This window comes from Halosolutus sp. DAT137, assembly GCF_059736405.1.
The window spans coordinates 1,132,033-1,158,850 of record NZ_JCAQID010000001.1 but is presented as its reverse complement, the minus strand read 5'-3'; the positions used below and the strand labels follow the sequence as shown (position 1 = coordinate 1,158,850).

Below are 26,818 nucleotides of genomic sequence, written 5' to 3'. Positions count from 1 at the left end.
TCGGAGTGAGTTGGTCGATCGATCGTCTCAGCGGGTTCGCTTTCGGATCTCGGCCGTGCGCGTCCCCGAGTAGACGGGCTCGTCGTGCTGGTTGAACGCGATGTGTTCGAAGGTAACGGTACCTGCTCGGTCGCTGGAGGCGTCGTTCTCGGCGTCAAGCACGCGCGTAAACGCGTAGACGGTGTCGCCCGGTGTGACGAACGTGTGGAACTGCTCGTCGTCGAAGCCGGCCTCGCGCCAGGTCCGCTCGTCCGATCGGGCGTGGCCGAGCGCGGTCGATCGAGTCACGTCGCCGTAGGTGACGATGTCGCCCGATGGCGAGTCGGCCATGACGTCGGCGTTGTGGTGCTGTTTGGCCGTGTTGAGCGTCGCGAGCGGGAGCGCGGCGACGGTCACGTCGTCCTGTGTTCGGCCGCGCTCGTGGCGGTAGGCGACGGCGGCGTCCCGATCGTCCGCCTCGTCGAGTGCCGCGGCGAAGTCCTCGAAGTAACCACCGTCCGGAGTGACGAACTCCCTGGGAAGGTCGGGGCCGTCGTCGCCGTCTCCTTCGGCGGGCGCGACACCGCTACCGTCGGTGGCGACGGGTTCGCGTCGCGGAATCATGTTCGTCCGTTCGTACGAACACAGCACCTCGTCCGTTTCGGCGTCCCTGCCGCGCGTTCGCCAGGTGACGATGCCGTACTCCGGTCGGGAACTGGACGTCGCCGTGTTGACGACCTCGCTCTCGACGCGAAGTTCGGTGCCCGTGTAGACCGGCGTCCCCGGAAATCGGACGTCGGTACGCCCGAGAAAGTAGCCGCCTTTCTCGCTCAGGTCCTCGACCGTGACCCCGAGCGTCGCAGCGGTGAGGTAGTCAGGGTGGACCGGCGGTTCGTCGAACCCGCGTTCTCGGGCGGTGTCGGTCCGCCAGTAGGCCGGATCGTGGTTGAGCGTCTGGCTCATCCAGGCCTCGTTGCCCCACCGGGTGAGGGTGAGCCCGGGGTCGTGTTCGATCATCTCGCCCTCCGTGAAGTCCTCGAAGCAGTTCCCCTTCGCTTTCGTCTCGACCTGTTCGAGCGCCTGTGCAAACGTGTCGGGATCTGTCCAGTCGATCGGTCGCGGTTCGCTTCGCTCCCCGCTCCCGGTACTGGAATCGTGTGACGATTCCCTAGTCATCTGCGGTAATTTCGTCGGTATCGGTCGTGGTTCGGTCTCGATTTCGCCGGGCGATCGTCCGTCGCATCTCGTTCTCGACGATCATGTATCCCTCGTCGAAGCCCATGCCGGGCTTTGCGAGCACCTGCGCGGCGTCAGTCGCGAGCGCGACGTGGGCGCAGGCGCGTGCGGAGGTTTCGGTCTCGTTGCAGGTGCCACCGAGGTAGGCTCGCGTCTCGGTGCCCTCGCAGTAGCGGACGGCCTGGGCGCTGCGGTGGATGCCGCCGAGGTCGGGGGTCTTGATCTGGACGAGGTCGGCCGCGCCGGCGTCGACGAACGCGCGAACGTCCTCGAAGGTGTTACACCACTCGTCGGCGACGATGTCGACGCCGATATCCGCATCCGCAAGTCCCTCGCGGAGTTCGACCATCGCCTCGATCTGGGCGGTGCGATCGCCGACGTCCATCGGTCCCTCGATCTGGATCCGGTACGGCGCGGCGGCCGTCTCCAGTGCGGCGAAGAAGTCGATCACCTCGGCGCGATCGTAGGGGGTGCCGAACATCTCGCCGATCATCCCGTAGACGTCGATGTGGAACCGGGGTTGGTAGCCGTCGGGGCCGAGTTCCTGCGATCGGCGGGCGAGCCAGTCGACGTACTCGAGCAGGGTCTCGCCGCTCTCGCCGATCTTCTCGACGCTGTTGATCAGCGCGTGCGGGAGGACGGGAACCTCCTTGACGAACATCTTCTCGGCGTTGGTGTACCGATCGTCGCCCGACTGGCCGAACACGGGCACCGGCTCCGTCGCGGGCTCAGTTCCGAGCGCGTCGGCCAGCACGTCCGTGCGCGTCGTGGTCTCGGCTTCGGCGGCCGCGGCCAGCAACGCCTGCGAGACGCCGTACCGGATCGCGGTGTGGAGTCGATCGCCCTGGACGTCCAGTTCCTCGAGCAGGTCGGCGTTCGCGAGGAAGGCGCTCGCGTCGCGACCGACGAGCGTCTTGGCGACCGGTCCCTCGACGACGGGTGCGTACTCCGCGGCGCGAAACAGCGGGTCGCGTCCGCCGGCACCGGAGTACTGGACTGCCGCGCAATCGCCGCGCACGACGGTTCCGTCGGACAGCTCCAGGTCGACGATGAGCGTCTCGCCGGCCTGGCGAATCTCGTCGAAGCCGTCCGTGACCGGGTCGCCCTCGTAGGCGAAGCCGTCGCGTTCGGCTCCTCGCTTGATCGCGCGCTGGTCGTCGAAGAAGAACCCAGCGTAGCCGGGCGTCGCGTGAACGCGCTCGATTCGCATTAGACATCACCCCTCGGTCGTCCGATGAGTTTGCCGTCGCTGATCGCGTCGACATCGTCTGCCACCATTCGGAACGACTGCTCGCGGCCTTCCGTCGCCGCGCGCTGAGAGAGCCGCGCCCTGTGGATCTCCTTGATCTCGTCGTCCATTGCGAGGTCGGCCCACTCGAAAATACGGACACGCCCGTCGTCGTCGCGAGCGGGGAGAATCGCGCCCTTCGCGCTGTCACTGGGTGCAAAGGGCACGTCGAGTGCGCCCGAATCGAACGCCTTGACCGTTCCCTGAACGACGTCGCCGTCGCCGTGTTCGAAGATGGTATCCATCAGACACCGCGTCTCGCGCTCGATCAGATCCTGTTCTTCCGCGATACCGTCGATATCGATCTGCTGTTCGATCGCCATGTCGATGACCTGTCGCGTCGTTCGCAGGCCGGCGGCGTTGGCCTCCTTGGTCGGCACGCCCTGGAACTCCTGTGGGGATTTGGTGATGACCTTGTCGGGTCGAGCGATCGCGGCGGTCATCCCGCCGAGGCCGATGACGCCGTTCGCGCGAGCCTCGTCCGGCGGGAAGCCGCCCATCCACTCGTGGAAGACCGTCGTGACACACACCTCGTCGGGAAGGTACTCGTTGCCAAGCTCTTTCAGGGAGTTCAGCGCGGCGACGTCTTGCACGACGTTGCCGACCTGTCCGTAGCCGAGGGTGATCGATCGGACGCCCTGGGTCGCCGCGAGTTGCCCTTCGACGATCATGATGGCGATCGCGATCGAGGGCGGGACGAGCGTGCCCGTCAACGGACCGAACGGCTCGCGGTTGATTCGGACGCCGCGTTCGGTGTACGCGCCTGCCAGCCGATCGACGAACTGCCACTTCTCGATCGTCTCTTCGAGTCCGTGGCGCTTGGTGTAGGGGATGTTGTAGGAGATCGGGCCGCCCTCGAAGCTCTGAAAGCCGCCGGCGAAGGTGATCGCCGCCAGAAGGCGGGCGTCTGGGGTGCCGTGGCGGACCTCGATCGGCGCGTCGATCGCGTCGATCAGGGTGCGACAGCCGTCGACGCCGTGGTTGACCGCCGGGAAGCCGTTCAGGGTATCCTCGCCCGTCTCGCGGGCGTTTTCGAGTCCCTCCTGGGCCTTCCCGTACTCGTTGTCGCGCGTGTACGAGTCGATCGTGGTCGGGAGGAGGTCGGCCTGGCCCTCGCGGTGGAGGTACTCGAGGAGGTCGATCTGGTCGTCGAGTCTGGGGACGCCGGCCCGTGGCTGCAACAGCGGCGCGTCGGCCGACTCCAGCACGTCGGCAAAGCGCTTGCGGGCGGGCAGCGACTCGTGATAGGCGATCGCCTCCTCGAAGTCGACGTCGGCCCCCGCGGGCCAGTTCGATCGAATTTCCTCGTCGATGCGCCGTAGCTCGTCGCCGGGAATGCGTTCGTCGCGTATCATTTACGAGCTGACAGTGGCGCGCTCAGTTTCGGTCGGCGCGATCTGGAGGTCCTGTTTGAGGGCAGCGATCGCCTCGTGGGGATCCGTCTCGGAGTCGAAGACGCGATCGAACCCGAGTTCGCGGAACGTTCTGCGGGTCTGCTCGAAGTCGTCTTGCCCGACTGCGAGGTTGCCACCGATGTAGGTGGTGGCCTCGACGCCCGCGTCCGCAAGGACCTGATGGAATCCCTGGCAGTCCTGCTCGGCGTGGCCGTAGAGCGAGGAGACCAGTACAGCCGACGCGTCGTGGGTTACCGCCGCCTCGGCGAACTCCTCCTGGGAGGTCTGGACACCGAGGTTGATGACGTCGAAGCCAGCTGCGCTGAAGGCCTGCTCTAAGATGGTGATTCCGACGACGTGGGCATCCGAGCCGATCACGCCGAGGACGACCGTTTGGGACATCGTACTCCAACCCATGACCGAGCACACTATAAAGTTAATGATCTTCCATGATAATACTCCTTAAACAGCCTTCCAGTGCCCCCTTGGCACACAATCACAAATCCTCATGATCAATAGTAAAGGTTTTGCTCCTGGTCCGGAAAGAGGCGGTCACATGGGCGCACTGTCGAACCTCCGCGTGCTGGATCTGACCCAGGTTCTCGCCGGCCCGTACTGTACGATGTTACTCGCGGACATGGGCGCGGACGTGGTAAAGATCGAACGTCCCGGTGGGGACCTCATACGATCGAACCCACCGTTCGTCGAGAACGCCGACGAGGAGGCCTACGGCGGCTACTTCCAGAGCGTCAACCGCGGCAAGCGGAGCATAGAACTGGACTTTGGCGACGAGACCGATCGAACGGACTTCCTTTCGCTCGTCGAAGAGGCCGACGTGGTCGTCGAGAACTACCGATCGGGGACGATGGAGAAGTACGACCTCGCCTACGAGACGCTCAGGGAGCACAACCCTGACCTCATCTACTCCTCGATCCGGGGCTTCGGTGACCCGCGGACGGGCGAGACGCACCGCCAGGGCCAGCCATCCTTCGACCTCATCGCGCAGGCGCTCGGAGGCGTGATGGAGATCACGGGCCAGGAGGACGGCCCACCGACGAAGGTCGGTCCCGGCATCGGCGACCTCTTTACCGCCACGCTGAACTGTATCGGTATCCTCGCGGCGGTCAACCACCGCGCACAGACCGGCGAGGGCCAGTACGTCGATACCGGCATGTACGACTCCATGCTCAGCATGACCGAGCGAGCGATCTACCAGCACTCCTACACCGGCGAGGCCCCGACTCGCCGGGGGAACTCCCACCCGACGCTGTTCCCCTACGACGCCTTCGAGACCGCCGACGGGTACGCCGTCGTCGCCGCCTTCGGCACCAACCACTGGCGCGAGCTCTGTACAGCGATGGACCGCGAGGAACTCGCCGAGGAGTATGCCACCCCCGCCGATCGAATGCGCCACCGCGAGTCGCTTCGCGAAACGATCGCGGAGTGGGCCGCCCGGTTCACGAACGACGAACTCGTCGCGTTACTCGAAGGCCGCGTTCCCGTCGCCCCCGTCCAGAACACGGACGACATTTTCGAGGACCCACACGTCCACGATCGGGAGATGCTCGTGCCCGTCGAACAGCCCGGCAGCGATCGGGAGGTCGCAATCGCCGGCAGTCCGATCAAGATGACCGAGACGAACCCCGAACCGCGCGGGCGTGCGCCGCTGCTCGACGAACACCGCGAGGAGATTCTGGGAACGAAAGCGGATGCTGAGACGGCAGCGGACGACCAAGTGACGGATCAGGCCGGGAAACGAACTGGTCAACTCGACTGAACGCACCGTTATAGTACGTCAATTAGTAGTACCGGTGATGACCTCGGAAAACGAGCGGGATACGGGGCCGATCGAAATTTTGCTGATCGAACCCAACCCCGGAGATACCCGCCTCTTTACCGAATCCTTCGAAGAGGCAAAATTACTGACGAGTCTCCATACCGTTACCGACGGTGAGGCCGCGCTCGATTTCGTCCATCAGCGCGGTCCCCATGCAGACGATCCACGTCCCGACCTCATTTTGCTCGAGCCACGACTGCCCGGAAAAAGTGGCATGGACGTTCTGTCCGAACTCAATAACGAACCCGAACTCTCCGAGATTCCCCTCGTCGTCCTCACCAGTTCGGCCGCCGGCGAATCCATCGTCAAATCGCACGATCTGGAGGCGGACCACTACATCCGAAAACCGGTCGAACCCGAGGAGTTCATTGATTTCGTCCAGTCGGTGGAGGATTTCTGGCTCGCGATCGTTCGACAATCATCGACGGACGGTTGATACGGATCGTTGTAACTCCGTCTGTGTTTCGATGGTCGAGAGACGCTACCTCGAACGCTCCCTCGGCAATCTTGAGACCGAAATTACGTTTTCCAGGCCGTTTTGATCGCCACATCTGACCGAATCCAGGCGTCCTCGTTTTTGACGTCGTAGATCCGGACGGACCCATCATCGAGAGTGGCGGCGGCACACTGTCCATGTGATTCCGGAACATTGTCCATTGGTGTGGGTTGTGAACTTGGCACAGAAAATATAAACCTTTTGCAAACTGTGGGTTGAAAAACAGTTACTGAAAGGGATGTTTTTCCCAGAACGCCTTTTTTCAGCCAAAATTAAGTTCTATATGTGATTATTCGGTCACGATCAACTGCGATCGATCGAACTGCAGCGGGCCGAGCTACAGCGTGATCACCGTTTGCGTGGTTAGTCTGCAGGTTTCTCTCGAGTCGGTCCCGGCGGGTGGAACTCGATGCCCACGTCCTCGGCGGTTAGCACGTCCGGGAGATCGTCGTCGCGATCGCCGGTGACGTCGTCGAGGATCTCCCGAAGGTAGGCGTTGAACAGTTCCGGATGCTCGCTCATCGGGAAGTGGCCGATTTCGGCCATCTCGACGGCGACTGCGCCCTCTCCGATCCCTTCCGCGGTCTGGCGGCCGTCCTCGGGCGTCGTCAGGTAGTCGTACTCGCCGTTGACGATGTAGAGGGGACACTCGTCGGCGTTGACCTGATCGAGTTTGTCCCGGTAGTCGTGATCGACCGAGTAGTAGTAGAGGTCGCCCTTGAAGACACCCGTCGCGCCCTGCTCGTAGAGGTACATCGTCTCCCGGCGGAACTGCTCGGGACTCTGGGGAGCCATCAGCCCCCAACAGGCGTAGGCGTTGACCTCCGTCGTGTTGACGTGGGGATGGTCGAGCCAGTCGATGTAAAAGCCCGGACTGTGTGCGCCACACTCGAGACCGATCAGCGCCTGAAACCGATCGGGGTACCAGTCGGCCAGTTCGAGCGTGATGTTCCCGCCCATGCTCGACCCCATGTAGATAGGATCTTCGAGTTCGAGCGCGTCGGCGATCGCGACGAGCGTCTCGGTGAACTTCTTTGCGGTCATCGTGTAGTCCTCGGTCCACCACTCCTGGCTCGTCGGCGGGACGGACTTGCCGTGGTAGGGGAGGTCGTGAGCGATGACGCGGAACTCGTCGGTGATCTCCTCGTCGGCCAAGAGGTGACGCCACTCCTGGCAGTTGTTCCCCGCCGTGTGTTGACAGAGCAGCGGGACGCCGTCTTCGGGTCCGGCCTCCTCGAAATAAATTCGGTGGTCGACGCCTTCGACCTCCGCGTGGACGTAGTTTCCAGTAATCGGTTCGACGTCGCCGGGCTGGTAGCTGGTGCTCATTTAATTTCCTCCGTTGTTGTATGCGACTCGCATCAGATCGAGCGTCCGCTGGAACGCACGCAGGTTCTGGAAGATCTTTTTGTTGTCGCCGGTCAGTTGCAGGTGGCCGTCCTCGTTTCGCACCGCCGATCGATAGTGTGAGGCGATAATTTCGTGGTTGAACGCCGGCGGTGTCTCCTGGACGAACTCCTCCCAGGTCTCGCGATCGCCTTCGACGCCGAAGGTCCATCGGTGATTCATCGTGGGGTTCGGGACGATCTCCGATACCCGTCCCCCGTGCATCTCGATCAGGACGCGTTCGTCGCCAATTTCGACGTAAAAGTTCTCGTTGAATTTGTTGTGTCCCCGGACCTGCATCTCCGGGTCGTCGTTGACCGTTTCTTTGAACGATTCCCACCACTCGTGACTTGCGAATTCAGTTTCAGTTGCCATAACGCACGGCAACCTGCACCCATCTGGGTAATGAATCTCACACAGTAATCTCTATCATAAACGCACGCAGAAAAATAGAGAGGACGGCGCGTTGAACCGCGACGGGCCGACGATCGCACATCAGCCTCTCCCGTTTCTCACCGTTCCGCCGGTCCTCGAGATGCTCGCTCCGTTCGATAGATTCGATTTGGCGTGCAACGAACGGGCCGCCGAGAGAGTAACGCTTTTGCGGGACCCACGCACACGTCAGCGTATGAGCAGGGACTGGCCACACGATCCGGACGGCGAGGAAGGCAGCGAGGGCATGCGCAAGTTCGACATGCGGATCATCGCGGACAAAGTCGACGAGGAGGAAGACTTCCCGATGAACCGCGACGAGTTCGTCGCGGAGTACGGTGACCACCCGATCAGAGTCAACTACAAGAAAGTCGTCGCACTCAGTGACATCTTCGAGTACGTCGAACCCGAGGAGTTCGAGACGATGGTCGATATGCACAAGGCCGTCGGCGCGGCCATGCGCGCCGGCGAGTTCTGGGACTACCACCCGAAAGGCAGCGATCCCGAGAAAAAACCCGCGTAAGCCCAGCGATCGGTTTCCCAGCTAGCGATCGAATTTTCGGCCAGCGATCGAGCACGCCCCAGACGCTGCATCACGAATCTGGATTACGTATCACTTATACGAGGGCGTTCGATACGTTCTCACATCGTGACTAACACGCAGGTAACGCTGGTCCAGATCGACAACTACGGGCCGTGGACGGTGACGCCGGAACCGCGCCGCGAGGCGGACCTCCAGACGCTGCAATCTCGCCTGTACGCGGACATCTCCCAGTTCGTCGGCAACCGGGACGGGTACACGTTCTTTACGCGTTTCGACAACATGATCGCGGTCACGAACGGGCTCTCGATGGCCGATCACGAACTCTTACAGGAGTCCGTCGGTAACCGGTATCCCGTCACCTTGAGCCTCGGGGTCGCGACCGGCACGACGCCCGTGCAGGCGCTGGCCGACGCCACCGCGGGAATTCAGGACGCCGGGAGCGCACAGGACAAAAACCGGCGTGAAATTCTCGACGGACGAGGAATCGACGACGCCTACCGAACGGACGACGACGTCCAGATCGCCCACTTCGACGTGATCAACGCGACCGGCCAGTACACCGACGAACTCAACGCCTACGACAGCTTCATCGAGATCGAACAGGGGTACGCGACGCTCATGCGGTACATGCGCACGGCCCACGATAGTCTCGCCTTTTTCGTCGGCGGCGACAACATCATCGTCGTCTGCCCGGACCTCGACGAACCCGAGTACGAGGACGCGATCCACCACGTCGAAGAGACGGCCGGCGTCGAGTTGCAGGTCGGGGTCGGTCGCGGCGTGAGTGCACACAAAGCCGGCTTTGCTGCAAAGCATGCGCTCGAAACCTGTCGAGCCGACGGGACGCGAGTCGAACTCGGCTGGTAGCGACTCGCTGTGCTATCCCTTGAAATTCAGCGTGAACTGGCTTAAACGTGCCGGGGGTAGCTTTTAGCCCACCTGTGGGTATTGTTATCATATGGAATCGGAACTGTCAGTCAGGGACGTCCTGACGACCGAATACGTCGGGGTCAGCGAGTCCGACACCGTCCTGGGTGCCGTTCGCCTCATGCGCGACGAGCGATCGAGTTGCGTGCTCGTGATCCGCGGCACTGAACCCGTGGGCATCATGACCGAGTGGGACGTCCTCGGACTCGTTGCTGACGAAGGAGAACCAGCCGAAACGACCGTCGACGAGGTCATGACCACGCCGATCATCAGCGTGATGCCGGAGCGATCGCTCGCGGACGTCGCGGCGATGATGGGGCGACAGGAGGTCCGCAACATCGTCGTCGAGGAGAACGGCGACGTTCTCGGGGTCCTCACCCAGCGAGACGTCATCACCGCCGCGGGGTCGTTCCGAGGGACGGTCGCCGCGAGCGCCGCCGACGATCCGCCGTTCGATCGGGACCGATCGATCGACGATCTCGTCACGTCGGTCGGCAACGGCCCGGACGACCAACTGCTGGCAAACGGCGGCGACGAGTTCTCGACCCAGGGCGTCTGTGAGGCCTGTGGCTCGCTCGCGGACTCGCTTCGGGACGCCAACGGGCAACTGGTCTGCCCGGATTGTCGGTCGGTCTGAGACGGATCGTCGACCCCGCCGGTTCGAGCGGGAAGGACCGATTCAAACGACCTGGAGCGTTACCCAGAAACTGAGATACGCGACGTAGCCACCGATCAGGAGGACGATACCGTACGTCCAGACGCCGAACTCGTCCGGCCGCCGTTCTTTCCCGCGAGTCCGAATACGGTAGCCGGCGATGGCACACCACAACGCACCCACGGCTCCAAGCGCCAGCGCAGATCGCCCGCGCCCGACGAACGCCAGTTCCAGCCCCGCGTGTACGAGCGTCACGACCCCGAGCGTGAGAAACGACACGGAGAGAAATCGCCCCGGTTCCATACCGTATCGGGGTCCGGGAGGAAAATAGCTCCGGCGATCGATCGCCGCGGGCGCAACGTTCACAACGGTTCGCCCGAACCGATCGAACGACGGATGGCGGAGGGCCCCCAGCTACCCGGCGTCGAGGACGAAACCGACGAGGAGCGGATCGTCTGCCACGTCGACGCCGACTGTTTTTACGCCGCCTGCGAGCGACTCCGCGAGCCAGAGTTACGGGGCGATCCCGTCGTCGTCGGGATGGGATACGAGCCTGGCGAGACGATCGGAGCCGTCGCGACGGCGAGCTACGAGGCCCGCGAGTTCAGCGTCGAGAGCGCACAGGCGATTTCGACCGCACTCGAGCGACTGCCCCGACGGGCGGCGCTCGATCCGGACGCCGAGGATCACGATCCGGAGCTGACTCCGGAGACCACCGGACACTATCGCCCCGTCGACATGGAGTACTACGAGTCGATCGCCGAGGAGGTACAGCAGATCTTACACGACTGTGCCGACGTCGTCCGCGAGGTGAGCATCGACGAGGCGTACCTCGACGTGACCGAACGAACGGCCTGGGAGGTCGCGGACGGGTTCGCCCGCCACATCAAAGACCGCATCCGGCGGGATGTCGGCGTCGTGGTCAGCGTCGGCGTCGCGCCGACGATGAGCGCGGCCAAGATCGCGAGCGACTTCGACAAACCGGACGGACTCACCGTCGTCCGGCCGGCCGAGCTCCGGGAGTTTCTCGCGCCGCTCGACGTCGAGTTGGTCCACGGCGTCGGTCCCGTCACGGCGCGGGAACTCCGGGAGATGGGCCTCGAAACGGCGGGCGACATCGCGGCCGCCGACCCCGCCCCGTTAGTCGATCGGTTCGGTGAACGCGGGCGCGAACTCTACGATCGGGCCCGCGGCGAGGACGACCGACGGGTCGAACCGAAAGGGGACCCGAAGAGCTTCTCGCGGGAGTCGGCCGTTGCCGACCCGGTTTCCGAACCCGAACCGAAGTACGACCTACTCGAAACCCTCGCGGCGGCTGTCGCTGAGCGCGCACGGCGGGAGGGGGCGCTGTACCGGACGATCGGCGTCAAAGCGGTCCTCCCGCCGTACGACATCAACACGCGCGAGCGATCGCTTCCCGGCCCGATCGACGACCCGGAACTGGTCGACCGAGTCGCCCGAGACCTGTTTACCGAGTTCGAGTCCGAGCCGGTGCGCAAACTCGGCGTTCGCGTCGCGAACCTCGAATTCTCGAGGGCAGACCAGACCAGTCTCGACGGGTGGGACAGCGCCACGACCGCCGACTCTAGCGGCGGGCGCGCCGTGAAACCTGGTTCGGCCAGCACGGAACCGGGCGATCAGCCCCCCGAGCAACGTCGTCCGGACCGATCGACCGACCCGACACTGGACGCGTTCACCACAGCATCTCCGGACGATTTCAGCGAGGAAACCGCAGCGGACTCCGATAGCGAGGTTGGAGCCGAATCGGACGATCGCGATCGCCAGGTTCGCGAGCCGGGTCAGTCGTCGTTAACGGATTTCTCCTGAGCGCGATCGATACCCGTGCGTGTTGAGGTGTTGACGGTGGTGGATCGTGGGCGCTGCCCGCTCTCGGCCGAAATAACCAATTACTTCCAGTGCGCAGATCAACCGACTCGAAATTCAGCGGACATATACCGCCGCGTGACAAACAGCCCACACGACACAGAGCCCGACTCTCATATGACAGAGGACTTTTATGACCTTCTCGAGATACCTTCTGACGCGTCCCAGGACGAGATCAAGGACGCGTATCGCGAACAGGTCCGGGTCTACCATCCGGACCTGAACGACGACGATCGGGCGCAGGCGCAGTTTACCGCCGTCAAGAAGGCCTACGACATTCTTGGCGATCCCGTCGAACGACAGGCGTACGATCGACTGGGTCACAGGACCTACGTCGCGAAGCGAACGAGCGGGATTCCCTCGCCGGACGTCTGGAAGAGCAGCGACGATTCCACCGACTCCCCCGACGAGGCGTCGCGCGAGGAGGACGCGTCGGCGGCGACGGCTGGGTCGGCCGGATCGACCGCGAGTTCACGGACCGGATCGGGGACCAGGTCTCGTGGAGCGTCTGGATCGACGGCTGGAGGTACCGGTGGCTCCGGAGCGACGGCGACAGAGACTGGCGCATCCGAAACGGGGACGACCGGCGGTAAAACCACAGCCGGAGCGGGGAAAACTGCGGCCGGAACGGCCACGAACTCGAGTGGGACGGCCAGAACTGCGGCGGGAACGACGACAGCCGGAACGACTCCGGACGCCGGATCGACCGCCAGCGGAACGGCCCGCGGAACCGCCGGCGCGTCCGGACGGGGAACCCCGACGGAGCGATCGAACGGCCGGTTCGAGGACAATCCCGTCGTTCAGTGGTGGCGTCGCCAGAACTTCGCGTGGCCGCTGATCTGGCTCTCCGTGCTCACCTACGTCGTCGGCCTCGGGCACTTCGCCGGCGAGAACGCTGACCCCCTGGGGCAACTGTGGACCGAGTTGACCGCGATCGGGACCGAGCCGGCCGCCCTCTGGGATGCAGTCTCGACACAACGGTACGGAATCCAGAGTCCGTTCGAATTCGTCGCGACGGTCGAACTCGTGACGCCGCCGCTGGCCCGGCCCGAGTGGTACGGGCTGCTCGCCGGAATCGTGCTGACCGCGTTCGCGTTCGTCGGCCTCCACAGACTCGTCCGGCGAGAGGACACGTGGGGGTCGGTCACGATCGACGAGACGATCGTCGTCTCGCTCGCGATCGGCGTGGCGGCGACGCTGTTCGGTGGACCGCTGCTCGCGGGGGCAGCGCTGATGCCGGTGCTGTTCGGCGTGGTCGTCCACAGCACCCACCAGTTGCCCGGCTGGTCGCCGTCGTATCTCTACGTGCTCTCGGTACTCGCGCCGACGATCGGGTTCGCCGCCGTCGCTTTCGGTGTCGACTCGCTGCCGATGGAGGCGATCGCGTTTGTCGTCGTCCCGCTCGTCGGCGCGCTGGGACTCCCTCTCCGGGTGTCGATCAGGAAGCGATTTGGGCGGTGAACAGCGGCTCAACCCCGGTTCCTGCGGCCTACCCGACCAGCGTTGCGACGCCTTTCGTCTGACGGTAGTCGCTTGCGAGGATCGACTCGAGTCGCGAGATGAGTTGCTCCCGATCGCCGTCGGTCCACGTTTCCGGTTCCGCTATTGGGACCACCATGAACCCGCGACCGCGGATTTCAGTGGCATGAAGCGCCTCCATATCGAGATCGAGTCGGCCGCGCTGGGTCGTGTACGACTCGAGAACGCGATCGGTCGCTCGCTCGCCGACCGGGAGAAGGATGTGGGCGTTGATCGCCCGGAGTTCGGCATCGAGAAACGGCTCGCAGTCGGCGTATTCCGCGTCCGTCGGCGGCCGGCCGCCGGGGAGTGTGCACATGTGGATGTAGCTCCAGAAGCAGTTGTCGAGTACGGGGCGAGTCGTCGACCCGTTTACGAAGCCGACCGCTTCGAGGATCGACCGGATCCTCCACCCGGATTTGGTTTCGGTAAACGGCACGCCGCTCGACATCCCGCCGTGAACTCCCGGATGATCGCCAATGACGTGAAAGTCCGCGTTGGCGTCACCGTAGCCGAAGACGGCGACTCGATCACCGGAGTCGCTCCGGTCGAACGGCGGTCGCATGCCGAACGGGTTGCTCGTCCTGTCGGTGACGTTTTGCACGATCGGACGAACGAGTTCGCGTCCTATAACCGCCGCGATCGAGACCGCATACCGGTTCGTTCGGGAACCGAACGAATCGAATTCGGATCGACGGGAGTTGTTCGTTGTTCGGTATTCTCAGAGACAGGCTTCGGGTTATCGAACGTCTTTGTGCTCGTCGAAATCCGTACTGGGCTCGCTACTGGGGATCGGTGGTGACGCTGGATCTACCAGCACAGTCGAATCGATAAGGGTCTTGAGTCCCCGTCGAAGCCGCTGTGAGACGGCGGAATCTGAGATTTCGAACCGGTCGCCCAGTTCGACGAGTGTTGTCGACCGCGGGACCTCGAAATAACCTTCCTCGTAGGCCCCGACGATGAGTTCGCGCTGTGCAGCGGTGAGGCCGAATCGATCGTCGTCGCCCGGACGGACCGCCTCGTGGACCTGAACCAGTTCGACCGAAATGTCCCGTTTGACACATTCCGAGTAAAACGCAGTCAGGTCCTCGTCAGAAGGGAAGCGAAGGCGAAACGTCCACTGGTCGCCGGTGCCGACGGCGCCGGTGACGAGCGCGTTGCTCTCGTGAATCGACTCGAGGACACCGTTGACGCGATCGGTCCACGTCAGGTTTACGAGCACGTGATCCTCCGTCTCGTCGACGACGGTCACGTCGGTGACGGTCGGATTGTCCGAAAGCGAGTCGACGATCGAATCAGCGATGTCAATCGGGATCCAGAGGTAGGGAATGGCACCGTCGCTCGCCGGAACGGTGGTCTGGACGGAGACGGTCGCCTCTGAAGCGTCCTCGAACATCGTACCGAGGGGAAACTCGTCCGACGGAACCGCGATCGTCGCGATAACGGTCATCGACGAACGCCCGTCACCAACGTGCGTGTGGCCACGCAAAACGGATTACCTATCGCAATCGGTTCGGATCCACTCGACGAACAGCGCGGGCGACTCCGCATACGGGAGAGCATTGAGATACAGACATTCTCTCGTAGTAGTAAGAATCAGCGGGTTGGATATCGAAGTCCTTTATATTCTCATCTGTCGGTCGCAGCCCGTTTCTGACCTACCGGTCGCCGTCCGTTTTTGACGACCCGTCCGCTTACTGTCCGTTCCTGATCGCCTGTTCGCTCGTCGGAGCGCTCGTCTGCTCGTCCCAACGGTCCGTATTCCTTGATAATGAAACGGCAACAATCCCGGACTGCTCTGGGTCGATCGACAGTCGGAGTCACGGTATTTCGACTCGGGGTCCGGACGAATTACAGGTCGGTCGAGAGCGACTCGTCTCTTAGCACCGTTACCGCAACCCGACCGACTGCGTCGAAGTCTTTCAGCCGGTAGACCAGCGATCGAATCACGCTCGCGGGACCGTGACAGAAAATCGCCTCGAGACACCACTCTCCGTGGTGGACGTGACAGGTCGTATCGATCGCCGCCTGGAACTCGTGTTGAATCTCGTGGAGATCGTCGATGATCTCGTCGTGGACGTAATCGAAGACGACGGTCGCGGCGACCGTTCCGCGGGCCTGTTCTAACTGATGGTGGGCTGCGACGTACTCCTGGATCGCCTCCCGAAGCGCTCGTGATCTCGAATCGAGCCCCTCCGCCTGCCAGATTCGATCGAACTCCGCGAGCATCTCCTCGGGGACGTTCAGACTCGTTCGCATACCGGTCTTTCGAGCGATACTGGAAAATGTGTAGCGGTCGGAGCCGAGTGACCGTCCAGCCGGCGTCTGACGATATGTTCGCGAACAATGTCGTGGATTTATGCATCGCTGGACTCTCTGTCTCGTCGTAAATGTATCGAGTCGGCCACTACGGGGCGGCGCTGGTGGTCTACGCACCCGCCGGCGTCGCCGTCGCCGTAGCCGGGTACGAGGCGGCTGCGATCGTCGGCGCAGTCGTCTGCGTCGCCCTGTCGACGATGCCCGACGTCGACACCCGGCTCCCGGCGATCGACCACCGCGGTCCGACGCACACGGTGGGATTCGCGCTGCTCGTCGGTGTGGGTCTGGCTGCAACGGCCGCTGTGCTCGTCGCCTCGTCCTCGCCGGTCGTCGACGCGATGGTCGCCTCGTTTGCGTTCCTCGTCGGCGCGCTCTCGATCGGCTCACACCTCCTCGCTGATGCGTTGACGCCGATGGGTATCCGCCCGTTCTGGCCGATTTCGAACCGACGAGTTACGTTCGACGTGACCACCGCCGGCAACCCGATCGCGAACTACGCGCTGTTCGGTATCGGCGTCCTCGCAGCCCTTGCGGGAGCAATAGTCGTTTCGACGGGCGGCTGAAATATCGCCAGCTCCAGCGTCGGTCGACGCCGGGTGGATCTCACCGTGGAATTCGGGCCTCATCGTGGAATTCGTCCCTCACCGTGAAAATCGTCCCGCACCGCGGTAAGAGACCGAGTTTCAGGGTCAGACGGTTCGACTGAGACGAATGCCGACGAGGAAGGCACCGACGAGAACGACGGTCCCGAGCAGGTAGAGCAAATCGAGCGTTGGGCTAAACGTCATGACGGCCCGGCGGCCAAGATAGGCGACGGCGAATGCGAGTCCGGTCGAGACGCCCAGTAGGCCGACCAACCGCCGGTCGTCAAATCGCCAGCGCCCGACCATCGTGGCGACGATGGCCGATCCGAGAAGCGTGAGCGTCACACCGTACTGGAGCAACTGAACCGTCGGCGAGTAACTCCCCACGACGCCGATATCGGTCGGACTGAGCGCGACGTGAATCGGCAACGAAAGGAGACCGAGGCCGAGTGCGCCGGTAACGTGTCGGCCGGTCAGCTTCGACTTCCAGACGAGTGCGGTCGCGACCACGTACATCGAAAAGATCGTCACAGCCGTCCAGAAGTGCAACGAGAGGATGTCCATCTGGTACTGGAGGACCGTCTCGCGGCCGAGATACACCTGCACCGGCGTCAGCAACATCCCGAGGACGACCAGCGATGCGACTCGACGATCGATCTCCGGCGATCGCCAGGCTGCGAGGGCCGATCCGATGATCGCGAAGCCGGCGAACATGGCGACGAAGCGGTGAATCCACTCGTAGAAACTGGGGAGGTTAGCCGGCAGGAGGTTGAACGGACCGGCGTCACACTGCGGCCAGTTGGCCTGACAGGCCAGCCCCGACCCCGTCGCCTTCGCGGCGATACCGAGGAGGATCGTCGCCGCGACCAGCACGAGCGTCGTCGCGAGGAGGTGTGGAAAGCCGAACCTGGCGATCAGCGAGCGAAGCCCCAATCTGGTGGAGTGACTATCGGACGACACGGGCGTTCACGCGGGGCTTAGGACCAGCCGTACTTATGTTGCCCGAGTTTCGGGATTCCCCACGTGGATTGCCCGTTCTCGGGGGCCTTCTGCGCCGGTTGCCAGCTTTCGCGATCGACTCTCAATCGGCGGATCCCTGCGATCGAGTGACTGACCGCACACCTGCCCGGAGCAACGAGTCGGCCAGCCAACCTGTCTCTCCGCCCGGTAGACGAGCGTTCGTCGGATTCAAGAGTCGGCCGCGCTATCCTTTCGCATGAACAAGCGTGAGCGACTCGCGGCGTATCTGGATGCGACCGATCTCGATTCGGTCTGGTTTGCTCGGCCGAACTCCTTTGCGTGGCTGACCGGCGGGAACAACGTCGTCGATCGCGAAGGGGACGCCGGCGTCGCGGCGGTTGGCTACGACGGCGAGGACGTAATCGTCGTCGCGAACAATATCGAGGCCGACCGAATCGTTGCCGAAGAATTGCCCGACCTCGAGGACCCTGTGGTCGAGCAGTTCTCGTGGCACGCGTCCTCCCTCAGCGAAGCGATCGCAGACCGCACCGACGCCGGCGAGCGCGGAACCGCCGACATCGACGTTCCCGGCTTCGATCGGGTCGATGCGACATCGCTGCGCCAGCCGGTGACCGAGCGCGATCGGGAGCGGTATCGGGCACTCGGCCGAGAGACCGCAGCGGCCGTCGAGTCCGTCTGTAGGGAGCTTCGCGCCGAAGACACCGAACACGAAGTCGCCTCGGCGCTGCGGGTCGCGCTGTCGGCCCGAAACATCGAGGTCCCGGTCGTGCTCGTCGGCGGCGAAGAGCGCGCACAGCAGTATCGCCACTACACGCCGAGTACCGCCGAACTCGGGGGGTACTGTCTCCTCTCGGTGACGGCACAGCGCCACGGTCTCCACGCGAGTTGTACCCGAACCGTCGCCTTCGATCCGCCCTCGTGGCTCGAGGATCGCCACGTGAGCGCCGCCAGAGTCGAAGCGACCGCGCTCGCGGCCACGCAGGAAGTTGCCGCGAACGACGGCACCGCCGGCGACGTGTTCGCAGCGATTCAGGACGCCTACGACGCCCTCGGCTACGACGGCGAGTGGGAACACCACCACCAGGGCGGAGCCGCCGGCTTCGCCGGTCGGGAGTGGATCGCGACGCCCGACCACGAGGCGGCCGTCACGGTGCCCATGGCCTACGCCTGGAACCCGACCGTCCAGGGAGCGAAAAGTGAGGATACGCATCTCGTGACCGAAGACGGGATCGACGTGCTGACAGCCACGACGGGTGACTGGCCGACGACGACCGTCGAAGCCGTCGATCGAGACCGGGAGTTCGATCGTCCAGACGTACTCGAACTCGGGGAGTAAAAACAGCGTCAGCGATCGTCGTCGATCGTTCCGTCGTCCTCGTCGGAACCGGACTCGTCGACCGTCCCGACCTCGACGCTGTCGTCGCCGTCGATCGTCGGCGTCGTGTCGTCGACGGTGATCGTTACTGGTTCGACCTGCTCGTCGAGGGCCGGTGTCGACGAGTCCTCTCGATCGACGACTCGATCGAGCGTGAAGATAGTGTTCAGTTCTCGCTGGACCTGGTCGACGACGCCGCCAACGAGTTCGCTCGGCTGGATCGCCGTGTACTCGTAGGGGTTGTTGCCCGCACCCTCGCTCGCGCGCTTTTCGCGGCTCACGCGCGCCTCGTCGTGGAGTTCGGCAAGCGCTTCGCGGACCGTGCTCGGATACAGCCCTGTTCCCTTCGCGACCTCGTCGGAGGTGCTTCCCGGATTGGCCAGCAGGTGGACGTAGATCTTGGCTCGCGTTTCCGTATCGAGAATCCACGACAGGAGGTCGACGATTCGCTGGTCGACCTCTTCGACGGCTTGCGAACGGACCCCTTCACCGTCGCTGTCGCCGTCTCCGGACTCGAGTGCATCGAGTGACCGTTCGCCGGTCTCGTCTCTGCCCGTCTCGTCCACTCGGTCCTCGTCGGTGTCGTCTGGAGCCATGCGTCCTCTCGTGGAGGACAAAGTTTCGTGCGAAGTTAAACCTTTGTGGGGCCGATTCGAGCGCGAATAACGTTAGGCCGTCTGCAACAGCAACGACTCACAGAGCGCGTCGACTCCCTCTTGCTCGCGCAACCGTCGCTGTCGACTCGCGCCGCTTTCGCGATCGTAGACTCGTTTGATCCCGTCGATGCCGAGTCGCTCGCACTCGCGGTCGACGACCTCCCCGAGGTCGACGGTGCCGCCGAGGTCGCGCTCGATAAACGAGGCCTCGTGGCCGTGGCGGATCGCTCGCCACTTGTTCTCGTCTAAGAGTTCCCGCCGGTGGCGGTGGCCGTTCGTACCGTCCTCGTAGGATTCGGCAAGCGCCTCGACGAGGGCGTGTCCGTACTCGACGAAAGCCATCACAACGTCCGGATCCGCCTGTCCGTCCGGAGTTCGCAGTTCGACCGTTCCGTGTGCGGTGTGCGGGCGCACGTCGTACCAGAGTTCGCCTCGGTCTTCGATCGCATCGGTCTCGAGCATCCGGCGCTCGAATCGATCGAATGCGTCGAAGTCCTCGAAGTGCGTCGGCATTCCCGTGTTCGGGAGGGCCTCGAAAATCTTCGCTCGGGCCGACTGGAGACCGGTATCGAATCCGTTCCAGTACGGCGAGTTCGCAGACAGGGCGAGCATGATCGGGACGTACCACCGCAGCTCGTTCGCGATCCAGACCGCCTTGTCCGCGTCGTCGACGCCGACGTGGACGTGGACTCCGGTAGTAGTGTTTCTGTGCTGTGGATACTGGATTCGATCGAGTTGCGATCGGTACCGGGGTTTTTCTGCGTGTTCGAGTTCACGCCACTTCGCGAGTGGGTGGAGACCGGCGGCGGCGATCTGGAACCCGTGTGCGTCGGCGTGATCGACCAGGGCCTTTCGGATCTCGAGCAGCGACTCGCGAGCGTCGGCCGGCTCCTCGATCAGGGGTGTCTGGGTCTCGATGACGAACTTGAACAGCTCGTGGTCGAGTCGGTCCTCGAGAATCGCCGGCGGGTCGTGCTCGTAGACGAGCTGGTCGGTCCCGCTCGTGGGCCGTCCGCGTTCGTCGACGACGAAACACTCCTCTTCGATCCCGAGCGTGCCCATTCGCGTAAACGAGTCCCGCGAGCCGCGTTCCATCGTGAGGAGCTTTCGTCCCAAACAGTAAATACGGTTTGGAGTCGGTTGGGAACTGGATACAGCCGGCGGTCGATCGAACGCGCCAGCGGCGACTGCTGACACCGCGAGAGCGGATGTTTTTATACGGTCCGTTTCCGTAGTGGTCCCGTATGGGCATGAAGCGGGACCGAGAGAATCCGGGGCGGCAAATAGAGCCCGCGTACACGTCGACGCGCCGCACCTGGTACGGGTACGGCAGCCTCGCCCGGGCCGAAAAGAACGGGTTCGGACAGTTCCTCCACGACACCAGCCACATTTTCGGCTTCGTGTCGGTGCTGTCGCTTCCGATGCTGTTCGTAATCATGGCAGTCCCCGAAAGTAGCGGCTACGGACACGTCGGTGCTGGTCTCGTCGCGTGGATGACGATGGTCGCCGTCGGGACGGCGATCCGCGGCGGCTGGATCAAACCCGCCGCGACGGACACGCTCGGCTGGGTCTCGATCAAACCCTCGCTGATCGTTCTCCGACTGGTCTATTACAACGTCGTGCTCACGCTCGCTTCTTTCGGTAGCGTCGCAATCGCATCCCTGGTCGGTGTCGCCCCACTCTCGCTCGTACTCGCAGCAGCCATCTCCGCCGGCGCGATGCTCTCGTTCCCGCGACTCGGGGAGTCGACTTACGACGCGGTTCACAATCGGTAGCGCCGCCAAAACTGCCGCGAAAAACGCGATTTCTCGACCGCTGTTTTCCGATCGTACCGTGTTCACTCTCCGTTTAACGCGGTCGGGCGACGATCGCGAGGTGGTCGGTGTGGTACTCGTCGAGTCGTCGATCGTCGAGCAGTTCGTAGCTCTCGGCAAGGGTCGATCGTACGTCCTCGAACACGTCCTCAGGATCTCTCGTCACGTCCTCGCTTCGGGCCTTGACCGCGAGGAGGAGTCGCCCGTCGGGGGCGAGAAATTGTGCGTTCTCGACGGCTACGCGGGCCTGGCCGCGCGTCGCGACGTCTTGGATGAGGACGTCGACGTTCGATTCGACGACGTGGGCGTAGGTTTCGGGCTTTCTGGCGTCTTTGAGCAGCGGGAACAGCCGCGGGCGCGACTCGGCGGCGGTCAGCAGATCTCGCGCAGGTCGTGGTGCGAACTCGACTGCGTACGTCGGACCGGCAAAATCGGCGACGTGGCTCACCGTCGTCCCGCTCGCGGCACCGAGATAGAGAACCGTCTCGTCGCCCGCGAGTCCGGTCTCCATCCCGGATTCGAACATTGCTCCGAGTTTCGATCGGTGCGGGTTCCACGCCCGCCACTCGCCATCGGTCTGCTCGCCGTACACCGGTTCGCCGCGCGTCGCGAGTCGCGTTTGCCCGTCGAACGCTCGACGCTCGACGCCCGCCGGTAAGGTGGGATCAGTCATCGTCCTCCCCCTCCGTCGTCCGGGCCTGGATGGTCGCGATTCGATCGGTCAGCTCCGCCTCGAGTTCGGGATTCACGTCACCCGAGTAGTGATCGATCCGGGCGGCGATCGCGAGTTTCCCCGCGACGGCGCGTGCGGCCGACCCTCTGTTCTCGGGATGGGTCCCGCGAACCGCGTCGTGCGTGTAGATGATCCCGTGTTTGGGGGAGGGGGCGTGGCCCCGCAAGTGAGCGAACAGCGCGTCTTCAGCGCCCAGTACCTGAATCGTCCCGCTGGGTTTTTTCGCCAGTTCTTCCAGGCCGCCGGCGAGCGAGATCAGCCGCGCAGCGAGAATTGGTCCCGCGAGCGCGGCGAGATTCGGCGCGACCGCCGGCGTCCGTCGCTCGACGAACGCCCGCAACTCGTCGGCTTCGTCCGCGAGGTCGACCACGCGCTCGGCAAGCGATCGAACGGGACTCGAATCGCCCTCGAGCGTCGCCTCGCCGTCGACTATCCTCCGTGCGTACTCGACTCCGGCTCCGTGGTCCGGATCGATCGTGCCGGCCCACTCGGTCAGTCGCTCCGCGAGTTCGTTCGCCGTTCGCGTACAGTCGTCCATGGCACGAATACCGTGTTTTATGCCCTGATCGTCGGCACGCTCGCGTTCACGGACCGTCCGTCGCGTCGCCTGCATCGTTCTGCGGTGAAGCTGATCGTAGTACTCGTCCGGTGAATCGGCGTACCCCGTTTCGACGGCGAGTCGTGGCCAGTCGTCGGGCTCTTCGGCACTCCCCTCGATGATCGCGTCGCTGGCGGCCTGGACCTCCCCTGAATCCAGATCAGAAAACCAGCCCGCCTGCACGGTCTCCAGCTCGTCAGTCATTACAGCCCGTTAGACCTCGCGGTTGTAAATGCGTTCCCGAAACGCCCCGCGATCTCGGTCCGTTCCTCCGCGTAGGGGGCGTCACCCATCGGTCGGGTGTCTTCAATTCACACGGGGGGTGAATCATCGACCCCACCCGCAGACCGTGCGGGACGATCGATCGTTCTTCTGCGGAGTAATCCACCCCATCGAGCATCACCTCGGTAGTGCTTCCGTACTCACTGTCGGTTCCAGTGGTAATACGCACCTGCCCCGAGCGCGAGACCGCCCGCAACGCCACCAGCCAGACCTGCAGCGGTTTGCCAGTTACAGCGTGTCTCGATCGGCTCCAGGCTTCCCACGTCGTCGCCGGAAGCCGGCACCGTCGCAACGAACTCCTGTGTCTCGCCAGATCCGATCGTCGTCTCGTGTGTCGCATCGAGACGAGCACCGGTGCGGTCGGCAATCCGAACTCGAAGGGAGTACTTCGTCTCCCGACGTCCGAGAACGCCGATCCGATACGAACCATCCTCAGCGCCGTACCCGAACCGCAGTCGGAATCCGCGCGTCGGGTCCATGAAATCCGACTGGAGCCGGCCGAGCCGATCGCCGTCCGGCCGCTGAACTGATAGCTCGACGTCGCTGCTATCGGCAGTCACCAGGGCGATCGGGAACAGCGAGTCGCGAACTTCGGAGACCCCGAGTTCGAGGTGATCGAGCGGGGATGCGTTTTCGCGACCAGTCGCGTTGGCGATACGATCCCACCGGTTGAACAGAAAGTGTTCGTACTTCCCGTACGGCTCCATCTCGAGCCCGTCGTCAGTCACGCGAAAGTTCAGATACCGGCGGCGGTTCGCGTACGCCGCGGCCTGCTGATTGGGATCGTAGATAGCCAGTGTCGTCCCGTCCGCGTGGTCCGTATAGTCGTAGGCGAGTACCTGATGTCCGTATCGCCGTGAAGAGAGTATCGAGACACCAGCAGTTCCGAAGCTGTCGATTACGGTCCGGACGTCGGCGAGCTGGGCCGCGGTGTCGATCTGGTCGGGCCAGAGCATCATTCGCCGACCGAACCAGGCCCGAAACCGCAAGAACTGGTCGGTCTGGTGGGTCACGATACTCCGGTACACCGGTGCATCGGGATCTTCGAACGGTTCGGCCGGGTGCACGATCTCCGAAGACGACGTCCTGTCCAGCGGAATCGTCTCCGGACGCTCGAAGTACTGCTGGGTCGTGAGCACCATTCCGTAGCAGTGACCGTTCGTTCCCGCCCGCTGGAACAACGTACCGTGCAGTTGGGACGTAATGGTCTCGACGAGGGCATCTGTGGCCGATCCGAATCCGAGATCCAGAACCGATCGCGCTGGTGATCGCCAGTCGGAGGTGATCCGTTCCTGGACGCTCGTTCGGGAGAGATCGGCGCTCGAAACATCGAAATTCTGGGTTCGCGAGGACCAGTTGCGAAAGCCGAAGCCGTGCTGTACGGGCTCGAACGATTTCGCCGGCGACCTAGCCGTCCCCGTCGCTGTCGACGAGAGGGTCGCAAGTCCAGTTGCTCCCGCGAGAAACAATCGTCTCGACGAACTGTGTTTCACTGCGCAAATCAGGTTCGGTTACGAGAACATATCTGTTGTGGTCACAGCGGAGTTCTCACGTTTCGATCGACGAAACGGGGGTGACAGTCGGCCGATCGAGAACGGGTCGAACCGGGTTCAGCGTGGTTGACGCGACGGAGCGACGCGTGCGTCCGAACGGATTCGGTACCCCGTGCTGTCCAATCGACGCCCGCTCACTCGGTTGTCAACAGACTTTCTCTGATGCCTTCTGCGACGCCTGCAAGGTGGACCTGTCCGAAGGTTGCGACGACGATCGCGCCGAGCGTATTGAACATCATATCACGCACGGTGTCGTCGAGACCGTTCTGTGACAGTGGCATACTGACACCTGTCGCGTCCGCAGCGATGTCGAGACCGAACTCGAACAGTTCCCAGATGACGCCGAACGCCATCACCACGATCAGGATGACGACGAACGCGAACCGTCGCGGAATGTGAATCTGATCGCTGTGGAGGTCGACGGCGCGAGCGGACGTGTAACCGATTCCGGCGACGAGCGAGGCCGACATCGCGTGAGTGAGGTGGTCCCACCAGCCGACGGCACCATAGAGGCCGGCAGAGCCCATCGTGTGCAGGAACACGGCGAGCGTGATCCAGAGTCCGAGCCACGGATCGAGTGGGATACGGTAGTTCTTCTCGAGCAGTGCCGGAAAGAACGTAACACCCAGTGCGACGCTCCCGTTCACGATCGCCTTCGGTTGCGAGTAGATCACGCCGTAGCCGACGATCGCGACCAACAGCAGTTGCATCCCGCGAGTGAGTCGGCGCTGGGTTCCCAGAGACGGACGAGGAAGGATCGTCATCGACGGACCACCCGCCGAAGTCTGCGACGGAGGAAGCGGCCACGGCGTTTGAAGTACGCGTCGAAGAGAATCCCGGCGGCGAATCCGGCGATCGTCACCCAGATAAACTCGATCATCAGCGCCGCGTTCGCTTCGTCCTGGGTCATCCCCGGTTCCATCAGGAACGTCGTCCCCAACAGGACGTCCATATTCCAGCGGACGATCGACCACGCCGCGACCGACGCCAACGTCGTCAGGACGACCAGCATGATGGCAGCCCAGTGGGTCAGTCGAAGGCTGGTGACGGCGAACATGTGGAACTCGACGATGAGGAGCAGTGCCAGCGCGGCGACCGACAGGTAGTAGCCGAACGTCCCGAGTTCACCACCGAACAGCCCGCGAACGAGAATCGGGAGAAGAGCGATCACGAGCAGTTCCCAGGGAAGCATCATCCGCCAGTTCCAGTAGGCGACGGGCGGGGCGAGGACGATCGTCGCCGTCGCGGCGACGAAGAGTATCCACAGTCTGTCGGCGTCGAGAACGCTCTCGACGAACACGAGACAGAGGATCCCGATGAGAACCCACGAGAGCATCGCGTTGGTCCGAGTGCTTCGGAACAGCCGTGCGAGTACGTCTTCCGGCTCGTCGTCGACAGTAGTCCCCCGTTCGGCTCCCTCGGTTTTCATCAGTCTGCCGGTGTGACGCACACCTTATAAATCCCACCGACAGTACCGTATTCGTCACTGACACCTGATGGTTTCATCCGTCGGGAATCGGTTTCGGTCGACTCCTTCGTCCCCAAACCGTTGTGAGAGCGACCGTTTCATCGATACCGCTCGGGAACGTACCGCGCCAGGCGGGCCGGGACGTAACCGAAGACGACGGGTGCGATGGTCGCCAGCCGACGACGAAGACCGGCGTAGACGCATCCGACGCCGACCGCGGCGGCGACGATCGCCCGAAACGGGCCGTCGAGAACGACGAGCAGCGGAGCCCCGATGGACACCAGAAGCAGGAGATCCGCCCGTGACCCGTCGTACCGAACCCAGCGTTTCGGTCGCCGCCAGCGCCCGCGGACGTGATCGTAGACCGCCCGATCGGACGTTTCCTCCCACGGTCGGAGTTCGAGCCCGCCGCCGTACCGATCCATCCGACAGTGAACGGCCGCCCCGACGGCGGCGGCTGCACCACCGACGGCGACGGGAGTCTGCACGGCCATCGCGATGACAACAGCCGGGAGTGCAAGGATCACGTAGCCCGTCGGGTAATGAAGCGTCCGTCTGTGGCCGGCGTACAGATCGAGATCTGGAAAGACGCTGCCGACGAGCGCTCCGATGAGCGCGGCTGAGGCGAGTTCGGGACGAAGAAACACGATCGGTGTCGCAATGGCCAGACCGACCACCGCATGTGTAGGGAGCATCATTGGGTTCCGGAACCTCGTTGAGAGACCCCAATGTACGAACGGCTTATGAGTCCTGTTTTTGCCGACCACTCCACGGTTCGCATACGAACGTGGCTCTGGCCGTGGCTACCAACATGTTCTCGAAAGACGGATCTATCAGAAGCCATCATACAGGAGAGTATGGCCGACGAATTCCACCTTG

General features: G+C 63.4%; 30 protein-coding genes. 10 read left to right on the top strand and 20 right to left on the bottom strand.

Translation table 11 applies throughout. The features are described from left to right. Positions 1 to 27: 27 nt before the first annotated feature. The 4 genes from mch to glmS are packed head-to-tail and all read right to left on the bottom strand — an operon-like array spanning position 28 to position 4,299. Positions 28 to 1,155: a 2-methylfumaryl-CoA hydratase gene (gene mch / locus AC6I6L_RS05570; RefSeq protein ID WP_497916720.1), complete on the bottom strand. Its 1,128-nt coding sequence runs from the start codon at positions 1,153 to 1,155 to the stop codon at positions 28 to 30. Continuing rightward, positions 1,148 to 2,425 (bottom strand): methylaspartate ammonia-lyase, encoded by a 1,278-nt coding sequence (locus AC6I6L_RS05565; protein ID WP_497916719.1) that lies wholly within the window; start codon positions 2,423 to 2,425, stop codon positions 1,148 to 1,150. Before AC6I6L_RS05565 ends, mch begins: the two co-directional genes overlap by 8 nt. After that, positions 2,425 to 3,858: a methylaspartate mutase subunit E gene (locus tag AC6I6L_RS05560; RefSeq protein ID WP_497916718.1), complete on the bottom strand. Its 1,434-nt coding sequence runs from the start codon at positions 3,856 to 3,858 to the stop codon at positions 2,425 to 2,427. The genes AC6I6L_RS05565 and AC6I6L_RS05560 overlap by 1 nt, the downstream gene beginning before the upstream one ends. Then, the gene (gene glmS, locus AC6I6L_RS05555; RefSeq protein WP_497916717.1) at positions 3,859 to 4,299 is read right to left on the bottom strand and encodes a methylaspartate mutase subunit S; all 441 of its coding nucleotides are present in this window, start codon (positions 4,297 to 4,299) and stop codon (positions 3,859 to 3,861) included. Between the two features lie 154 nt (positions 4,300 to 4,453). Here glmS and mct point away from each other — a divergent pair, with 154 nt between their 5' ends. Beyond that, positions 4,454 to 5,674 (top strand): succinyl-CoA:mesaconate CoA-transferase, encoded by a 1,221-nt coding sequence (mct, locus tag AC6I6L_RS05550; RefSeq protein ID WP_497916716.1) that lies wholly within the window; start codon positions 4,454 to 4,456, stop codon positions 5,672 to 5,674. Between the two features lie 37 nt (positions 5,675 to 5,711). Further along, complete coding sequence (locus tag AC6I6L_RS05545; protein WP_497916715.1) at positions 5,712 to 6,170, top strand: response regulator; 459 nt, start codon at positions 5,712 to 5,714, stop codon at positions 6,168 to 6,170. 83 nt (positions 6,171 to 6,253) lie between these two features. On the opposite strand, the gene AC6I6L_RS05540 is transcribed toward AC6I6L_RS05545, so the two are convergent. The 3 genes from AC6I6L_RS05540 to AC6I6L_RS05530 form a co-directional block, all read right to left on the bottom strand. Next, positions 6,254 to 6,391: a DUF7331 family protein gene (locus AC6I6L_RS05540; protein ID WP_497916714.1), complete on the bottom strand. Its 138-nt coding sequence runs from the start codon at positions 6,389 to 6,391 to the stop codon at positions 6,254 to 6,256. 202 nt (positions 6,392 to 6,593) lie between these two features. Further along, positions 6,594 to 7,559, bottom strand: a complete 966-nt coding sequence (locus tag AC6I6L_RS05535; protein WP_497916713.1) for an alpha/beta fold hydrolase — start codon at positions 7,557 to 7,559, stop codon at positions 6,594 to 6,596. Then, positions 7,560 to 7,991, bottom strand: coding sequence for a hypothetical protein (locus AC6I6L_RS05530; protein ID WP_497916712.1), 432 nt, complete (start codon positions 7,989 to 7,991; stop codon positions 7,560 to 7,562). Between the two features lie 253 nt (positions 7,992 to 8,244). Here AC6I6L_RS05530 and AC6I6L_RS05525 point away from each other — a divergent pair, with 253 nt between their 5' ends. The 3 genes from AC6I6L_RS05525 to AC6I6L_RS05515 all read left to right on the top strand — a co-directional run bounded on the left by AC6I6L_RS05525 (position 8,245) and on the right by AC6I6L_RS05515 (position 10,156). Next, positions 8,245 to 8,571 carry a DUF5785 family protein gene (locus AC6I6L_RS05525; RefSeq protein ID WP_497916711.1) on the top strand — a complete coding sequence of 109 codons (327 nt, stop codon included), beginning with the start codon at positions 8,245 to 8,247 and terminating at the stop codon, positions 8,569 to 8,571. 126 nt (positions 8,572 to 8,697) lie between these two features. Continuing rightward, entirely contained in the window at positions 8,698 to 9,459 is a 762-nt protein-coding gene (locus AC6I6L_RS05520; protein WP_497916710.1) for a GTP cyclohydrolase III, read from the top strand. Between the two features lie 91 nt (positions 9,460 to 9,550). Then, positions 9,551 to 10,156, top strand: coding sequence for a CBS domain-containing protein (locus AC6I6L_RS05515; protein WP_497916709.1), 606 nt, complete (start codon positions 9,551 to 9,553; stop codon positions 10,154 to 10,156). A 42-nt stretch (positions 10,157 to 10,198) separates the two neighbouring features. Here AC6I6L_RS05515 and AC6I6L_RS05510 read toward each other — a convergent pair whose 3' ends face one another. Beyond that, the gene (locus AC6I6L_RS05510; RefSeq protein ID WP_497916708.1) at positions 10,199 to 10,477 is read right to left on the bottom strand and encodes a hypothetical protein; all 279 of its coding nucleotides are present in this window, start codon (positions 10,475 to 10,477) and stop codon (positions 10,199 to 10,201) included. Positions 10,478 to 10,570: 93 nt separating this feature from the next. Between AC6I6L_RS05510 and dinB the strand changes: the two genes are divergently transcribed. Beyond that, entirely contained in the window at positions 10,571 to 12,001 is a 1,431-nt protein-coding gene (gene dinB / locus AC6I6L_RS05505) for a DNA polymerase IV (protein WP_497916707.1), read from the top strand. A gap of 174 nt (positions 12,002 to 12,175) precedes the next feature. Continuing rightward, complete coding sequence (locus AC6I6L_RS05500; RefSeq protein ID WP_497916706.1) at positions 12,176 to 13,519, top strand: J domain-containing protein; 1,344 nt, start codon at positions 12,176 to 12,178, stop codon at positions 13,517 to 13,519. 28 nt (positions 13,520 to 13,547) lie between these two features. On the opposite strand, the gene AC6I6L_RS05495 is transcribed toward AC6I6L_RS05500, so the two are convergent. The 3 genes from AC6I6L_RS05495 to AC6I6L_RS05485 all read right to left on the bottom strand — a co-directional run bounded on the left by AC6I6L_RS05495 (position 13,548) and on the right by AC6I6L_RS05485 (position 15,835). Next, positions 13,548 to 14,180 carry a uracil-DNA glycosylase family protein gene (locus AC6I6L_RS05495; protein WP_497916705.1) on the bottom strand — a complete coding sequence of 211 codons (633 nt, stop codon included), beginning with the start codon at positions 14,178 to 14,180 and terminating at the stop codon, positions 13,548 to 13,550. Positions 14,181 to 14,315: 135 nt separating this feature from the next. Then, on the bottom strand, positions 14,316 to 15,026 hold the full coding sequence (locus AC6I6L_RS05490) for a helix-turn-helix domain-containing protein (protein WP_497916704.1): 711 nt from the start codon (positions 15,024 to 15,026) through the stop codon (positions 14,316 to 14,318). A 401-nt stretch (positions 15,027 to 15,427) separates the two neighbouring features. Beyond that, the gene (locus AC6I6L_RS05485; RefSeq protein WP_497916703.1) at positions 15,428 to 15,835 is read right to left on the bottom strand and encodes a CopG family ribbon-helix-helix protein; all 408 of its coding nucleotides are present in this window, start codon (positions 15,833 to 15,835) and stop codon (positions 15,428 to 15,430) included. A gap of 131 nt (positions 15,836 to 15,966) precedes the next feature. On the opposite strand from AC6I6L_RS05485, the gene AC6I6L_RS05480 reads away from it, so the two are divergent. After that, the gene (locus tag AC6I6L_RS05480; protein WP_497916702.1) at positions 15,967 to 16,458 is read left to right on the top strand and encodes a metal-dependent hydrolase; all 492 of its coding nucleotides are present in this window, start codon (positions 15,967 to 15,969) and stop codon (positions 16,456 to 16,458) included. A gap of 126 nt (positions 16,459 to 16,584) precedes the next feature. Here the strand turns inward: AC6I6L_RS05480 and AC6I6L_RS05475 are convergent, their stop codons facing one another. After that, entirely contained in the window at positions 16,585 to 17,439 is an 855-nt protein-coding gene (locus AC6I6L_RS05475) for a COX15/CtaA family protein (protein WP_497916701.1), read from the bottom strand. Between the two features lie 256 nt (positions 17,440 to 17,695). On the opposite strand from AC6I6L_RS05475, the gene AC6I6L_RS05470 reads away from it, so the two are divergent. Next, a complete protein-coding gene (locus AC6I6L_RS05470) occupies positions 17,696 to 18,796 on the top strand; it encodes a M24 family metallopeptidase (RefSeq protein ID WP_497916700.1) in 1,101 nt (366 codons plus the stop codon). 8 nt (positions 18,797 to 18,804) lie between these two features. Here the strand turns inward: AC6I6L_RS05470 and AC6I6L_RS05465 are convergent, their stop codons facing one another. Together AC6I6L_RS05465 and AC6I6L_RS05460 are read right to left on the bottom strand one after the other, a co-directional pair. Continuing rightward, positions 18,805 to 19,431, bottom strand: coding sequence for a helix-turn-helix domain-containing protein (locus AC6I6L_RS05465; RefSeq protein ID WP_497916699.1), 627 nt, complete (start codon positions 19,429 to 19,431; stop codon positions 18,805 to 18,807). Between the two features lie 72 nt (positions 19,432 to 19,503). Then, positions 19,504 to 20,586, bottom strand: coding sequence for a glutamate--cysteine ligase (locus AC6I6L_RS05460; RefSeq protein ID WP_497916698.1), 1,083 nt, complete (start codon positions 20,584 to 20,586; stop codon positions 19,504 to 19,506). 149 nt (positions 20,587 to 20,735) lie between these two features. Here AC6I6L_RS05460 and AC6I6L_RS05455 point away from each other — a divergent pair, with 149 nt between their 5' ends. After that, positions 20,736 to 21,266: a DUF8215 family protein gene (locus tag AC6I6L_RS05455; protein ID WP_497916697.1), complete on the top strand. Its 531-nt coding sequence runs from the start codon at positions 20,736 to 20,738 to the stop codon at positions 21,264 to 21,266. A gap of 73 nt (positions 21,267 to 21,339) precedes the next feature. On the opposite strand, the gene AC6I6L_RS05450 is transcribed toward AC6I6L_RS05455, so the two are convergent. The 6 genes from AC6I6L_RS05450 to AC6I6L_RS05425 form a co-directional block, all read right to left on the bottom strand. Next, the gene (locus AC6I6L_RS05450) at positions 21,340 to 21,978 is read right to left on the bottom strand and encodes a fibrillarin-like rRNA/tRNA 2'-O-methyltransferase (protein ID WP_497916696.1); all 639 of its coding nucleotides are present in this window, start codon (positions 21,976 to 21,978) and stop codon (positions 21,340 to 21,342) included. Next, the gene (locus AC6I6L_RS05445; protein WP_497916695.1) at positions 21,971 to 22,840 is read right to left on the bottom strand and encodes an NOP5/NOP56 family protein; all 870 of its coding nucleotides are present in this window, start codon (positions 22,838 to 22,840) and stop codon (positions 21,971 to 21,973) included. The genes AC6I6L_RS05450 and AC6I6L_RS05445 overlap by 8 nt, the downstream gene beginning before the upstream one ends. A gap of 218 nt (positions 22,841 to 23,058) precedes the next feature. Then, on the bottom strand, positions 23,059 to 24,411 hold the full coding sequence (locus AC6I6L_RS05440; RefSeq protein WP_497916694.1) for a hypothetical protein: 1,353 nt from the start codon (positions 24,409 to 24,411) through the stop codon (positions 23,059 to 23,061). 194 nt (positions 24,412 to 24,605) lie between these two features. Then, entirely contained in the window at positions 24,606 to 25,235 is a 630-nt protein-coding gene (locus AC6I6L_RS05435) for a DUF2238 domain-containing protein (protein ID WP_497916693.1), read from the bottom strand. Then, positions 25,232 to 25,900 (bottom strand): hypothetical protein, encoded by a 669-nt coding sequence (locus tag AC6I6L_RS05430; protein WP_497916692.1) that lies wholly within the window; start codon positions 25,898 to 25,900, stop codon positions 25,232 to 25,234. Before AC6I6L_RS05430 ends, AC6I6L_RS05435 begins: the two co-directional genes overlap by 4 nt. A 137-nt stretch (positions 25,901 to 26,037) precedes the next feature. Further along, on the bottom strand, positions 26,038 to 26,637 hold the full coding sequence (locus tag AC6I6L_RS05425; RefSeq protein ID WP_497916691.1) for a metal-dependent hydrolase: 600 nt from the start codon (positions 26,635 to 26,637) through the stop codon (positions 26,038 to 26,040). Positions 26,638 to 26,818 lie beyond the last annotated feature (181 nt).

Bases quoted from the DNA above. Each gene is read 5' to 3' on its own strand.
- AC6I6L_RS05450 (WP_497916696.1), bottom strand. From the start codon at position 21,978: ATGACTGATCCCACCTTACCGGCGGGCGTCGAGCGTCGAGCGTTCGAC.
- AC6I6L_RS05515 (WP_497916709.1), top strand. From the start codon at position 9,551: ATGGAATCGGAACTGTCAGTCAGGGACGTCCTGACGACCGAATACGTC.
- AC6I6L_RS05435 (WP_497916693.1), bottom strand. From the start codon at position 25,235: ATGACGATCCTTCCTCGTCCGTCTCTGGGAACCCAGCGCCGACTCACT.
- AC6I6L_RS05525 (WP_497916711.1), top strand. From the start codon at position 8,245: ATGAGCAGGGACTGGCCACACGATCCGGACGGCGAGGAAGGCAGCGAG.
- AC6I6L_RS05480 (WP_497916702.1), top strand. From the start codon at position 15,967: ATGTATCGAGTCGGCCACTACGGGGCGGCGCTGGTGGTCTACGCACCC.
- AC6I6L_RS05465 (WP_497916699.1), bottom strand. From the start codon at position 19,431: ATGGCTCCAGACGACACCGACGAGGACCGAGTGGACGAGACGGGCAGA.
- AC6I6L_RS05510 (WP_497916708.1), bottom strand. From the start codon at position 10,477: ATGGAACCGGGGCGATTTCTCTCCGTGTCGTTTCTCACGCTCGGGGTC.
- AC6I6L_RS05485 (WP_497916703.1), bottom strand. From the start codon at position 15,835: ATGCGAACGAGTCTGAACGTCCCCGAGGAGATGCTCGCGGAGTTCGAT.
- AC6I6L_RS05490 (WP_497916704.1), bottom strand. From the start codon at position 15,026: ATGACCGTTATCGCGACGATCGCGGTTCCGTCGGACGAGTTTCCCCTC.
- AC6I6L_RS05560 (WP_497916718.1), bottom strand. From the start codon at position 3,858: ATGATACGCGACGAACGCATTCCCGGCGACGAGCTACGGCGCATCGAC.
- AC6I6L_RS05460 (WP_497916698.1), bottom strand. From the start codon at position 20,586: ATGGAACGCGGCTCGCGGGACTCGTTTACGCGAATGGGCACGCTCGGG.
- glmS (WP_497916717.1), bottom strand. From the start codon at position 4,299: ATGTCCCAAACGGTCGTCCTCGGCGTGATCGGCTCGGATGCCCACGTC.
- AC6I6L_RS05500 (WP_497916706.1), top strand. From the start codon at position 12,176: ATGACAGAGGACTTTTATGACCTTCTCGAGATACCTTCTGACGCGTCC.
- mch (WP_497916720.1), bottom strand. From the start codon at position 1,155: ATGACTAGGGAATCGTCACACGATTCCAGTACCGGGAGCGGGGAGCGA.
- AC6I6L_RS05540 (WP_497916714.1), bottom strand. From the start codon at position 6,391: ATGGACAATGTTCCGGAATCACATGGACAGTGTGCCGCCGCCACTCTC.
- AC6I6L_RS05470 (WP_497916700.1), top strand. From the start codon at position 17,696: ATGAACAAGCGTGAGCGACTCGCGGCGTATCTGGATGCGACCGATCTC.
- AC6I6L_RS05535 (WP_497916713.1), bottom strand. From the start codon at position 7,559: ATGAGCACCAGCTACCAGCCCGGCGACGTCGAACCGATTACTGGAAAC.
- AC6I6L_RS05565 (WP_497916719.1), bottom strand. From the start codon at position 2,425: ATGCGAATCGAGCGCGTTCACGCGACGCCCGGCTACGCTGGGTTCTTC.
- AC6I6L_RS05455 (WP_497916697.1), top strand. From the start codon at position 20,736: ATGGGCATGAAGCGGGACCGAGAGAATCCGGGGCGGCAAATAGAGCCC.
- AC6I6L_RS05530 (WP_497916712.1), bottom strand. From the start codon at position 7,991: ATGGCAACTGAAACTGAATTCGCAAGTCACGAGTGGTGGGAATCGTTC.
- mct (WP_497916716.1), top strand. From the start codon at position 4,454: ATGGGCGCACTGTCGAACCTCCGCGTGCTGGATCTGACCCAGGTTCTC.
- dinB (WP_497916707.1), top strand. From the start codon at position 10,571: ATGGCGGAGGGCCCCCAGCTACCCGGCGTCGAGGACGAAACCGACGAG.
- AC6I6L_RS05445 (WP_497916695.1), bottom strand. From the start codon at position 22,840: ATGACTGACGAGCTGGAGACCGTGCAGGCGGGCTGGTTTTCTGATCTG.
- AC6I6L_RS05545 (WP_497916715.1), top strand. From the start codon at position 5,712: ATGACCTCGGAAAACGAGCGGGATACGGGGCCGATCGAAATTTTGCTG.
- AC6I6L_RS05425 (WP_497916691.1), bottom strand. From the start codon at position 26,637: ATGATGCTCCCTACACATGCGGTGGTCGGTCTGGCCATTGCGACACCG.
- AC6I6L_RS05430 (WP_497916692.1), bottom strand. From the start codon at position 25,900: ATGAAAACCGAGGGAGCCGAACGGGGGACTACTGTCGACGACGAGCCG.